The organism is Aeromicrobium sp. Leaf245, from assembly GCF_942548115.1.
Taxonomy (GTDB): Bacteria; Actinomycetota; Actinomycetes; order Propionibacteriales; family Nocardioidaceae; genus Aeromicrobium.
The window spans coordinates 3,079,075-3,090,423 of sequence record NZ_OW824151.1 but is presented as its reverse complement, the minus strand read 5'-3'; the positions used below and the strand labels follow the sequence as shown (position 1 = coordinate 3,090,423).

Sequence of the window (11,349 nt, the reverse complement as noted above, 5' to 3'; positions counted from 1 at the left end):
CCCGCCCCCGGCGGGGCAGGGCGTCGCACGGTGCGAGAATGGCGCCGTGACTCATGTGGTGATCATCGGCGGGGGACCAGGCGGCTACGAGGCCGCGCTCGTGGCGGCGCGTCTGGGGGCTCAGGTCACCGTGGTCGAACGCGACGGTCTGGGCGGCTCGACCGTCCTCACGGACTGCGTGCCCAGCAAGACGCTCATCGCGACGTCGGACCTGCTGACCGAGGTCGAGTCCTCGGCCGAGCTGGGGGTCGAGGTCCCGCGTGACGTCCGCGCCGACCTCGCCGCGGTGAACGACCGGGTCATGAAGCTGGCACTGGCCCAGTCCGCCGACATCGCCGGGCGCCTCGAGCGCGAGGGCATCGAGTTCGTCAAGGGATCCGCCCGGCTGGTCTCCGCCGGCTCCGTCGAGGTCGACGGTCGTACGATCCAGGCCGACGCCGTGCTGGTCGCCACCGGAGCGCACCCTCGGGTCAGCCCCGACGCGCTCCCCGACGGCGAGCGGATCCTCACGTGGGAGCAGGTCTACGCGCTGCGCGAGATCCCGGACCACATGATCGTCGTGGGGTCCGGCGTCACCGGCGCGGAGTTCGCGAGTGCCTACAACGGGCTCGACGCCCGCGTCACGCTCGTCTCGAGCCGCGACCGGGTGCTGCCCGGTGAGGACGAGGACGCCGCCGAGCTCATCGAGGACGTCTTCACCGAGCGTGGCATGACCGTCATGGGCCAGTCCCGCATGGCCTCCGTGCGGCGCGACGGCGACCAGGTCGTGGTCACGCTCACCGACGGTCGCGAGGTCGTCGGGTCGCACTGCCTGCTCGCCCTCGGCTCCATCCCGAACACCGCGGACCTCGGGCTGGAGGAGGCCGGCGTCGTGCTCGACGAGAACGGCTTCGTCCGCGTGGACCGCGTCTCGCGCACGAGCGTGCCCGGCATCTACGCGGCCGGCGACTGCACCGGGGTGCTCATGCTCGCCTCCGTCGCGGCCCAGCAGGGCCGCATCGCCATGGCGCACCTGCTCGGTGACGCCGTGCACCCGCTCGACCTGCAGAAGGTCTCGAGCAACATCTTCACGTCGCCGGAGATCGCGACCGTCGGCCTGTCGCAGCGCAAGATCGACGAGGCCGGCCTGCACGTCGACGTCGTGATGCTGCCGCTGGCCACGAACGCGCGCGCCAAGATGCAGGGCGTCCGTCACGGCTTCGTCAAGCTCTTCTCGCGCCGCGGCATGGGCGTCGTGGTGGGGGGAGTGGTGGTGGGCCCGCGAGCGAGCGAGCTGATCCACGCCGTCTCGCTCGCCGTGTCCGCCTCCCTGACGGTCGACCAGGTGGCCGACGCGTTCACGGTGTACCCCTCGCTGTCGGGTTCGGTGGCGGAGGCGGCTCGCAGTCTGCACCCCCGCTGACCTGCGGAAATGACAGGCGTGTAGTTCACTCACACCGGTGGAAGTCGCCGCCGATGTGTGGTTCCGTTGGCCTGGCTCGCTCGTCACATCCGTCACATCTGTCACAGGATCGGTCTTCCCCATGCGCCCCTGGACCTTGGTCCGGCGAACTGTCCCGTTCGCCGTCGTCTCCGCCGTCGCGGTGGCCTCCCTCGTCTCCACGTCCGATGCCGCGCCGCCGGCCGTCGTCACCGCCGAGGCGAAGCCGGCCGAGGTGACCGAGACCGTGGTGCCCCCGGTCGACCCGGCCGAGGACGAGGCTCGCCCCGACCAGAGGACGGCGCCGAGCACCCCCGAGGCCGAGGAGCCCCAGCCGGCCGCGGAGCTGACCCGGTCGACCGAGACCTTCTCGCTCCTGGGCGTGACCTGGGACGCCGGGTCGACCGACGAGGACCCGACGGTCGAGGTGCGCTGGCGCTCGCTGGCCGACGGCTGGAGCGACTGGACCACCCTGGAGACCTCACCGACCGATCCCGCGTCCACCGACGTGCGTCCCGGCACCGACCCGCTCTGGGTCGGGGAGTCCGACGGCGTCGACGTCCGCGTCAGCACCCCGTCCGGGCGCTCGCCGAGCGGTGTGCGGGTGTCCACGGTCACCGACGGCGAGAACGGCAGCGCGACCGTGCCGACGGCGGCCGCCGTCGGCCAGCCCAAGATCATCAGCCGCGCCTCGTGGGGCGCCAAGAGCGGATCGTCCTGCAGCGCGCCGGTGTACGGGGCCTCCATGCTCGGCACGACGCTGCACCACACCGCCGGCTCGAACAGCTACACCAAGGCCCAGTCCGCCGGCATCGTGCGATCCACGCAGGCGTACCACACGGGAAGCCAGGGCTGGTGCGACATCGGCTACAACTTCCTCGTCGACAAGTACGGCCAGATCTTCGAGGGTCGCAAGGGCGGCATCACGAAGATGGTGCGCGGTGCCCACGCCGGCGTCAACGCCGCCAACGAGCGCACGGTCGGCGTCTCGATGATGGGCAACTACGACGTCGCGCAGGTCCCCGCAGCCATGAAGACCGCGGTCGCGGACCTCATCGCGTGGCGCCACTCGCTCGCCGGCCTGAAGGCCACCGGCACGTACTCCCTCGGGGGCAAGACGGTGAACCGGATCATGGGTCACCGCGACGTCAAGAGCACGGCGTGCCCCGGGCGCTACGGGTACGCGTGGCTGACGCAGTCGGGCGGCCTGCGCAGCGAGGTGGCCAAGCGCCTCGCCGGCACGTCGACGAGCACCCCGACCCCGAGCACGCCGGCCCCCGGCACCGAGATCCAGAAGCTCGCGGCCAAGATCGGCAGCACCAAGCTCGGCAAGGTCGTGCGGGCCGAGTGGGGCAACTCCACCCAGCGTCGCGCGATCTACGCCAACATGGACCTGCTCTGGACCAAGGCCGCGGGTGCCTACGCCGTCTCGGGCCCGGCGAAGACCGAGTTCTACCGCACCGGTGAGCACAACGGCTCGCTCGGCTTCCCGACCGGTGACCCGGTGGCGACCTCGGTCACGGGCACGAAGGTCCAGCGCTTCCAGAAGGGAGCGGTGTACCTGGTCACCAGCGGGTCGAGCACCGCCGGCTACGCGCTCTACGGACCGCTGTACAAGGAGTACCAGGCCCAGAAGGAGTCCGCCGGCAAGCTCGGCGTGCCGCGGTCGACCGTCTATCGCGCACGGACGGGCTACCAGCGCCTCAAGCTGACCAAGGGCTACCTGGAGCTGTCCGAGGCCTCGGGCGTCGTCAGCACCTGGTACGCGGGCGGCATCGGTCCCGACGGGCTCACCGTGCCGAGCAGTCGCACCGTGACCTTCCGTGGCCACGGCTTCGGTCACGGCATCGGCATGAGCCAGTACGGCGCGCAGGGTGCGGCCCGCTCCGGCAAGACGTTCAAGGAGATCCTGGCCGCCTACTACCCCGGCACGACCCTGTCCGAGCGCACCGGGAGCATCCGCGTGCTGCTCGGCGCGGCGACCTCGTCGACGGTGACGGTGACGGCTCGCTCGGGCCTGGCCTACCGCAACATGGTGTCGGGCAAGCGGATCGTCCTGCCCGCCACCCGCAACGGCAAGACCGTCTCGCAGTGGCGGATCATCCCGCTCACCGCGGACCCGAAGAAGTCCGTGCTGCAGTACCGGACCGGATCCACCTGGACCGCCTACGACCGGAACTTCTGGACGGGCGACGCGCAGTTCGAGGCCACGAAGGTGGCACTCGTGATGCCGGGTGGGAGCGTGCGGGAGTACCGCACGAGCGTGCGCTCGGCCGTGCCGTCGAAGGGCGCCACCACGCGCAAGACGGTGAACGTGACGTCGATCGACAACTACACCCTCGGCGTCGTGGCGGCCGAGATGCCGTCGAGCTGGGAGCCGGAGGCGCTCAAGGCGCAGTCGGTCGCTGCGCGCACCTACGGCGTCCGCTCGCTCACCCCGTCGCGGTACTACGACGTGTGCGACACGACCTCCTGCCAGGTCTACAAGGGCGTGGCCGGCCAGACCGCGACCACCGACAAGGCCGTGCTGGCGACCCTCGGCGCGATCCTCACCTACCAGGGCGCGCCGGCGTTCACGCAGTACTCGTCGTCCTCGGGCGGCGCCTCGGCGCCGGGCAGCCAGCCGTACCTGAAGGGACGCCTCGACGCCTGGGACGACTGGTCGGGCAACGCCAACCACGACTGGACCGCGTCCGTCCCGGCCGCCACGATCGAGAAGGCCTACCCGCAGGTCGGGACCCTGCGCAGCCTCAAGGTCACCAAGCGCGACCTGATGGGCGACTGGGCGGGCCGCGTCGAGTCGATCACGCTCACGGGCACGAAGGGGTCGACGACGGTCACGGGGCCTCAGCTCCGGTTCGCGCTCGGGCTACGCTCGCACTACTTCCGGTTGGGCTGAACCTCGGTCCACCGGCTCGATCCGAGGGGGAATCGACCTGATGAGGCACCTGTCCGTCGCTCTGACCACGCTCGTCCTGGCCGGGGGCGGGCTGGTGGCCCCTGCGGCTGCCGCAGCCCCGGCGACCGGTCCTGCGCCGGCGCGCACGGCGTCGTCCGGACAGGACGTCTCCCTGGAACGGTTCGAGCGCCCGAAGCACCGTGCGGTGGAGGCGTCGCGGAGCCGCGGCGAACGCCGTCTGGCCCGGACGACGGCGCGGACCGCCGTCCCGAGCGCACCCGTGGTCTCGGAGATCGCTCCCCGGACCGTCCCGTCGTTCTCGATGGTCGGCGCCACCTGGTCGCCGACCCCCGGACTGGGGGACGTGGTGGTGCAGGTGCGCACGCGCACCGCCGACGGGTGGGGTGCCTGGCAGGAGATCCCGCAGGACGAGGAGACGGTGGAGGCCGGGCGGCCCGGCACCGAGCCCATGTACGTGGGGGAGTCCGATGCCGTGGCGCTGCAGGTCGCCTCCAGCTCGGGATCGGTGCCTCGCGGGCTCAGGCTCGAGACCCTCGACCTCGGGTCCGACGGCGCAGGCTCCGCGACCTCGGCGAGTGCACCTGTGAGCAGCCTGGCCCAGGCCGCCGACGCCTCGCCCACGTTCACGCCCAAGCCGGCCGTCATCAGCCGTTCCTCCTGGGGGGCCTCGGCGGGTGGCTCGTGCGACAGCCCCCGCGTCGGCATGACCACGTTCGGCGTGACGCTGCACCACACGGCCGGCTCGAACTCCTACACGAAGGCGCAGTCGCGCTCGATCGTGCGGGGCATCCAGTCGTACCACGTGAAGAGCCGCGACTGGTGCGACATCGGGTACAACGTGCTCGTCGACAAGTACGGGCAGATCTTCGAGGGCCGCAAGGGCGGACTCGATCGCACGGTCCGCGGCGCCCACGCAGGGAACGCGAAGGTCAACACCTACTCCATGGGGGTGTCGATGATGGGCAACTACGACACCGCCAACGTCGGCACGGCCACGCGCTCCGCCCTGGTGAAGGTCATCGGCTGGCGCCTGGGCACGTTCTACCGGGGCGCCAAGGGCACCTGGTCGGCCGACGGCAAGACCTACCAGGTGATCCACGGGCACCGCGACGTCCTGGGGACGGCGTGCCCCGGACGCAACGGCTACGCCTACCTGCCGACGCTGCGCAACAGCGTCGCGTCGTACATCGCCGACTACGACTCCGAGATCAAGCGGTACGCCGCGAAGCTCGGCCGCGACCTGACGGGCTACCCGTACGCCAGCGAGTACGGGAACGCGACCCAGCGCAAGACCTTCTTCCAGGCCATGGAGCTGTACTGGAAGCAGGGCGTCGGCGTGTTCTGGGTCGGCGGCCTGGTGCGTGGCGAGTACAACCACCTCGGCGCCCACGCCGGAGTGATGGGGTTCCCCACGGCCCTGCACGTCCGCACCGCGGATCCGGCCGTGAGCGTGCAGCGCTTCGAGCGCGGCAGCGTCTACCGGGTGGTCCGCGGCTCGGGCACGATCGCGCTCGGCATCCACGGCGGCATCGAGGACCTGTACCGCGAGCTGGGGGAGTCCGAGGGACGCCTCGGCGCTCCCGAGACGCGGGTCTACCGCAAGCCGGGCCTGTCCCGAGCGCGGTTCGACGGCGGCATCATCACGCAGCGTGACGGCAGCCCTGCGGAGGTCGCGTACCGGTGAGCGCGGCGGCGCGCAGCGTCGTGGATACTCGCACCATGCAGTCGATCGGGCGGTCCCTGGCCATCGCGGCCCTCGCGAACATCGGTTCCTTCGGTCTCACCGCCTGGTTGCTCGACGGGTTCGACATCCGCCTCGGCGGCTTCGTCGCAGCGGTCGTCCTGTTCACGGTGCTCGCGGTCGGACTGCGTCGCGCGACCACCACCCTGGCGCCGCGGCTCGCTCGACCGTCGGCCGTGATCGGGGGCCTCGTGGTCACGGCAGCGGCCCTCGTGCTGACGGACGCCGTCGTGCCCCGCCGTGGGTTCGACCTGGAGGGGCCGTGGACCTGGGCGATCGTGATCCTGGTCGTCTGGGCCGCAGGGGTCGCCTACGGCGAGGTCGACACCCAGGCCCCGGCGGACGTGCCGCCCTTCGAGGCCTGAGGGCCGCTACTCCGCAGCGGGGGCGTCGGCGATCGTCGCGACGACCTCGCCGGCACCGATCGTGGCGCCGATCTCGGCCGAGAGCCCGGTGACGGTGCCCGCCTTGTGCGCGGTGATGGGCTGCTCCATCTTCATGGCCTCGATGACGAGCACGGTGTCGCCGGCGGCGACCTCCTGGCCCTCTTCGACGGCGACCTTGACCACGGTGCCCTGCATGGGCGAGGTGAGGGAGTCACCGGACGCAGCGGCGCCCGCGGCCTTGCCGCCCTTGCGCTTCTGCTTCTTGGCGCCACCGCTCGCGGCGCCGGCCACGGCTCCGAGCCCGCCGGGGAGGACGACCTCCACGCGCTTGCCGGCCACCTCGACGACGACCCGCTCGCGCTCGGCGGGCTCGTCGGTCTCGGAGGCGCCCGCGTACGGCTCGAGCTGGTTGTCGTAGTCGGTCTCGATCCACGTCGTGTAGACGTCGAACGATCCGTCGGACGCGTTGTAGGCCGGGTCGTCCAGCACGTCGCGGTGGAAGGGGATGACCGTCGGCATGCCGTCGACGACGAACTCGTCGAGGGCACGGCGGGAGCGCTCGATGGCCTGCTCGCGGGTGCGCCCGGTGACGATGAGCTTGGCGATGAGCGAGTCGAACGCGCCCGGCACGGTCTCGCCCTCCTCGTAGCCGCCGTCGAGGCGGACGCCCGGGCCGCTCGGGGGAGCCCACTTCGTGAGCGTGCCCGGAGCCGGGAGGAAGCCGCGGCCACCGTCCTCGGCGTTGATGCGGAACTCGATCGAGTGGCCGATGATCTCCGGGTCGCCGTAGCCGAGCTCCTCGCCGGCGGCGATGCGGAACATCTCGCGCACGAGGTCGATGCCCGTGACCTCCTCGGAGACGCAGTGCTCGACCTGCAGGCGCGTGTTGACCTCGAGGAAGCTGATGGTGCCGTCGGCGGCGACGAGGAACTCGCACGTGCCGGCGCCCACGTAGCCGGCCTCCTTGAGGATGGCCTTCGACGAATCGTAGAGGCGCGCCAGCTGGTCGTCGGACAGGAACGGCGCGGGGGCCTCCTCCACCAGCTTCTGGTGGCGGCGCTGCAGCGAGCAGTCGCGCGTGGAGACCACGACGACGTTGCCGTGGCTGTCGGCCAGGCACTGCGTCTCGACGTGGCGGGGCTTGTCGAGGAACTTCTCCACGAGGCACTCGCCGCGACCGAAGGCGCTGACGGCCTCGCGGACGGCGGACTCGTAGGCGTCGGGGATCTCCTCGAGGGTCTTGGCGACCTTGAGGCCACGACCGCCACCACCGAAGACGGCCTTGATGGCGACCGGCAGACCGTTCTCCTGGGCGAAGGCCACGACCTCGTCGGCGTCCTTGACGGGGTCCTTGGTGCCGGGAGCGAGCGGGGCGTTCGCCGTCTGGGCGATCTGCTTGGCCTTGGCCTTGTCGCCGAGGGCCTCGATGGCCGCGGGCGGGGGGCCGATCCAGACGAGTCCGGCGTCGATGACGGCCTGGGCGAACTCGGCGTTCTCGGCGAGGAAGCCGTAGCCCGGGTGCACGCTGTCGGCGCCCGAGCGTTGGGCGACGGCCACGATCTTCTCGATCGAGAGGTAGGAGTCGCCCGGGGTCGAGCCCTCCAGGGAGTAGGCCTCGTCGGCGAGCCGGACGAACAAGGCGTCGCGGTCGGGCTCGGCGTAGACGGCGACGCTGCCGATGCCGGCGTCCTTGCAGGCTCGGACCACGCGGACCGCGATCTCTCCACGGTTGGCGATCAGGACCTTCTGCAGGGGCTTGCTCACGGACGGCTCTCCTCGGGATGGACAGGCTGGGCGGGGGCGGGCACTGCCTGCCGAGTGTAGGGGGCGGGACGGCCCGAGGGTGGATGAGGTACGTCACGCGGACGTCCGACCGTCGGGTTAACGAGTGTTAACCTGAGTGCATGGTCGACGTCGCACAGCTGTCCGGTCTCTCCCGCGAGCACGAGGACTTCCGCCGCACGGTGCGGGAGTTCGCCGAGTCGAGGATCGCGCCGCACGTCGCGCAGTGGGACCGCGAGCACCACTTCCCGGTCGACGTCGTGCGCGAGATGGGCGACCTCGGTCTGTTCGGCCTCACGGCGCCGGAGGAGTACGGCGGCGCAGGCGCGGACTTCACCAGCCTGTGCGTCGCGATCGAGGAGCTCGGTCGCGTCGACCAGTCGATGGGCATCACGCTCCAGGCCGGGGTCGGTCTCGGGATCAACCCGATCGTCGCGTTCGGCACCGCGGAGCAGAAGGAGCGCTGGCTGCCCGACCTGGTCGCCGGTCGCGCCCTGGCGGGCTTCGGCCTCACCGAGCCCGGAGCCGGCTCCGACGCGGGTGCCACGCGCACCCGCGCCGTGCTCGACGGCGACACCTGGGTGGTCGACGGCGCCAAGCAGTTCATCACCAACTCCGGCAACGACCTGACGTCGGTCGTCACCGTCACCGCACGTACCGGGGAGCGCGCCGACGGGCGTCCTGAGATCTCGGCGATCATGGTGCCCGCGGGAACGCCCGGGTTCGTGGCTGAGCCCGCCTACGACAAGCTCGGGTGGCACATCTCCGACACCCACCCGCTGGCCTTCACGGGGGCGCGCGTCCCCGCCGACCACCTGCTCGGCGAGCGCGGCCGTGGCTACGCCCAGTTCCTCGCCACGCTCGACGACGGCCGCATCGCGATCTCGGCGCTCTCGGTCGGCTGCCTGCAGGCCTGCCTCGACCTGTGCGTGCAGTACGCGGGGGAGCGGCAGACGTTCGGGGTGCCGATCGGTGCGAAGCAGGGTGTGGCCTTCCAGATCGCCGACCTCGCCGTGCTGCTCGAGGGGGCGCGGGCCCTGACCTACCGAGCCGCAGCCCTGAAGGACGCCGGAGCCCCGTACGCCGTGGTCAAGCAGGCCGCGTCGGTGGCCAAGCTGCACGCGACGGAGTCGGCCGTGACCGGCACCCGCATCGCGACGCAGGTCTTCGGCGGGTACGGCTTCATGGAGGAGTACCCCGTGGCCCGGTTCTACCGCGACGCCAAGATCCTGGAGATCGGCGAGGGGACCAGCGAGGTGCAGCGCATGCTGATCGCCCGCGGGCTGGGTCTGCCCGTCGAGTGACTCACGGGCAGGTCAGGCCTGCGGTGCCGTCGCACCGATCCGTGCGCGACTGTCGCCGGGCATGCCGCTGCCGGCCGTTCCCAGGCGACGACCAGGCCCCGGACTCCGTCAGAGGCTGACGAGCGCGCGGCAGGGAAGCGGCACGTGGCGCACCTGGTCGCCGAAGTCGACCTGGGCCGACCGGGTGCCCTGCAGGCTCACGATCCGGCCGAGACCGTAGGTGTCGTGGCTGACGCGCGAAGCCACCTCGTAGACCGCGTCCGGCTCCACCGCCTGGGGCTGGAAGGGGCTGGACGCGTGGAACTTGCGACGAGGGGCCATGTCCCCATTCTCTCATCTTCCTGCACGTTCCGGTACCGAGTTCTCGTCACACGCTCGCTCGCGGGGCTCGTCACACCGCGCCGGGACGATTCCAGAGGTCGGTCCAGACGACGTCGAGATCGGCCACGAGGTCGCGCAGGAGCGGCAGGCTGATGCCCACCACGGTGTGGGGATCGCCCTCGATCCCGCGGACGAACGCGCCGCCCAGGCCGTCGATCGTGAAGGCTCCGGCCACGTGCAGCGGCTCCCCGGTGGCGACGTACGCGTCGATCTCGGCGTCGCCGACGTCGGCGAAGTGCACGACGGTGGAGGCCGCGTCGACGACCTCCCGGCCGGCACGGCGGACGCAGTGCCCGGTGTGCAGCACGCCCGAGCGACCACGCATCCGACGCCACCGGGCGCGCGCGGTCGCGGCGTCGCCGGGCTTCCCCAGGATCTCGCCCTCGAAGGCGAGCACCGAGTCGCAGCCGACGACGAGCGCGTCCGGGTCGTCGACCGTCGCCGCGACCGCGCGGCACTTCAGCTGCGCCAAGGCCGCGGCCAGGTTCGCGGCGTCGCGTGACTGCACCTGCGACTCGTCGACCCCGGAGACGACCACCTCCGGCTCGATGCCGGCCGCTCGCAGCGTCGCGAGCCGGGCGGGGGACTGTGAGGCCAGGACCATGCGCACCATGGGCCCATCGTGGCAGGACCGCTCTCGACCCCCCATCGGTGGATCCGCAACATCAGGGGTGCTTCGGGGCGGCCATCGGTGGATCGGCAACCTCAGCGCCGTCCCTGCGGTTGAGGATCCACCGATGACGAGGGCGGCGCGGCGTCAGTCGGGCAACGGCGGTGGGGACCCGTACGTCGCGGGCTCGGCGCGGAGGTCCGGGTGGGCTAGGACGGCGTCGACGAGCGCCTGCGAGCCGCCGATCGTCAGGCTGTCGTCGTCCACGTCCTGGGCGATGCACCACGACCGGTCCTGCGGCCAGACGAACGAGGCGGGAGCCAGCCGACGTGGCCAGTCCGGCGCCTCGGGGCGGGCGCCCCAGCGACCGACGTCCGACAGCGGGCCGCGGAAGAGCAGGTAGGCCCGGAACCCGTCCAGGTCGGCCCGCGGCGCCTTCATCACGGCGTCGTCGAACGCCGGCGGGATCCGCGGCGGCCTGGGGCGGCGGAAGACCCGGCCGAAGCCGGTGAGCGCCGGGCTCTGGTAGAGCATCGAGACGGCATCGCCACCCTCGATGTCGCCCCACCCCTCCCAGAGGGCGAAGACCGCGTCGTCGGGCGTCGAGGTGTGGGCGGTCGCCAGGTGGACGACGTCGGCGTGGACGACGTCGTCAGTTCGTTCCGGTGAGGCGTCCCTGTCGAACGGGACCTGCGCGTACGCCTCGAAGCCCGGCGGTCCCTGGCCGGCGATGACACCCCAGTCCGCGTCGGCCCGCACGATCCAGTCCGCCGCCGACACGTCGGGCTCGTGGCGCAGGGTCATG

At 71.7% G+C, this 11,349-nt stretch carries 9 protein-coding genes; 5 read left to right on the top strand and 4 right to left on the bottom strand.

Annotation, left to right across the window (positions count from 1 at the left end):
* The first annotated feature begins 46 nt into the window (after positions 1–46).
* The 4 genes from NBW76_RS15100 (at position 47) to NBW76_RS15085 (ending at position 6,446) form a co-directional block, all read left to right on the top strand.
* Entirely contained in the window at positions 47–1,402 is a 1,356-nt protein-coding gene (locus NBW76_RS15100; RefSeq protein WP_055968960.1) for an NAD(P)H-quinone dehydrogenase, read from the top strand.
* Between the two features lie 121 nt (positions 1,403–1,523).
* Positions 1,524–4,319 (top strand): SpoIID/LytB domain-containing protein, encoded by a 2,796-nt coding sequence (locus NBW76_RS15095; RefSeq protein WP_056552425.1) that lies wholly within the window; start codon positions 1,524–1,526, stop codon positions 4,317–4,319.
* 40 nt (positions 4,320–4,359) lie between these two features.
* A complete protein-coding gene (locus NBW76_RS15090; protein ID WP_056552420.1) occupies positions 4,360–6,024 on the top strand; it encodes an N-acetylmuramoyl-L-alanine amidase in 1,665 nt (554 codons plus the stop codon).
* Positions 6,025–6,059: 35 nt separating this feature from the next.
* Positions 6,060–6,446, top strand: a complete 387-nt coding sequence (locus NBW76_RS15085; protein WP_056552415.1) for a phage holin family protein — start codon at positions 6,060–6,062, stop codon at positions 6,444–6,446.
* A gap of 6 nt (positions 6,447–6,452) precedes the next feature.
* Here the strand turns inward: NBW76_RS15085 and NBW76_RS15080 are convergent, their stop codons facing one another.
* Positions 6,453–8,231 carry a biotin carboxylase N-terminal domain-containing protein gene (locus tag NBW76_RS15080; protein WP_156364659.1) on the bottom strand — a complete coding sequence of 593 codons (1,779 nt, stop codon included), beginning with the start codon at positions 8,229–8,231 and terminating at the stop codon, positions 6,453–6,455.
* Positions 8,232–8,371: 140 nt separating this feature from the next.
* Between NBW76_RS15080 and NBW76_RS15075 the strand changes: the two genes are divergently transcribed.
* Positions 8,372–9,553 carry an acyl-CoA dehydrogenase family protein gene (locus tag NBW76_RS15075; protein WP_055968947.1) on the top strand — a complete coding sequence of 394 codons (1,182 nt, stop codon included), beginning with the start codon at positions 8,372–8,374 and terminating at the stop codon, positions 9,551–9,553.
* 108 nt (positions 9,554–9,661) lie between these two features.
* On the opposite strand, the gene NBW76_RS15070 is transcribed toward NBW76_RS15075, so the two are convergent.
* The 3 genes from NBW76_RS15070 to NBW76_RS15060 all read right to left on the bottom strand — a co-directional run bounded on the left by NBW76_RS15070 (position 9,662) and on the right by NBW76_RS15060 (position 11,348).
* Positions 9,662–9,874: a hypothetical protein gene (locus NBW76_RS15070; protein ID WP_055968944.1), complete on the bottom strand. Its 213-nt coding sequence runs from the start codon at positions 9,872–9,874 to the stop codon at positions 9,662–9,664.
* Between the two features lie 70 nt (positions 9,875–9,944).
* Entirely contained in the window at positions 9,945–10,547 is a 603-nt protein-coding gene (locus tag NBW76_RS15065) for a nucleoside triphosphate pyrophosphatase (protein WP_056552414.1), read from the bottom strand.
* A gap of 144 nt (positions 10,548–10,691) precedes the next feature.
* Positions 10,692–11,348 (bottom strand): hypothetical protein, encoded by a 657-nt coding sequence (locus tag NBW76_RS15060; protein ID WP_082481212.1) that lies wholly within the window; start codon positions 11,346–11,348, stop codon positions 10,692–10,694.
* Position 11,349: the final 1 nt, after the last annotated feature.

Coding starts and splice junctions, on each gene's coding strand:
- NBW76_RS15065 (WP_056552414.1), bottom strand. CDS start 10,547: ATGGTGCGCATGGTCCTGGCCTCACAGTCCCCCGCCCGGCTCGCGACG.
- NBW76_RS15070 (WP_055968944.1), bottom strand. CDS start 9,874: ATGGCCCCTCGTCGCAAGTTCCACGCGTCCAGCCCCTTCCAGCCCCAG.
- NBW76_RS15090 (WP_056552420.1), top strand. CDS start 4,360: ATGAGGCACCTGTCCGTCGCTCTGACCACGCTCGTCCTGGCCGGGGGC.
- NBW76_RS15095 (WP_056552425.1), top strand. CDS start 1,524: ATGCGCCCCTGGACCTTGGTCCGGCGAACTGTCCCGTTCGCCGTCGTC.
- NBW76_RS15060 (WP_082481212.1), bottom strand. CDS start 11,348: ATGACCCTGCGCCACGAGCCCGACGTGTCGGCGGCGGACTGGATCGTG.
- NBW76_RS15085 (WP_056552415.1), top strand. CDS start 6,060: ATGCAGTCGATCGGGCGGTCCCTGGCCATCGCGGCCCTCGCGAACATC.
- NBW76_RS15075 (WP_055968947.1), top strand. CDS start 8,372: ATGGTCGACGTCGCACAGCTGTCCGGTCTCTCCCGCGAGCACGAGGAC.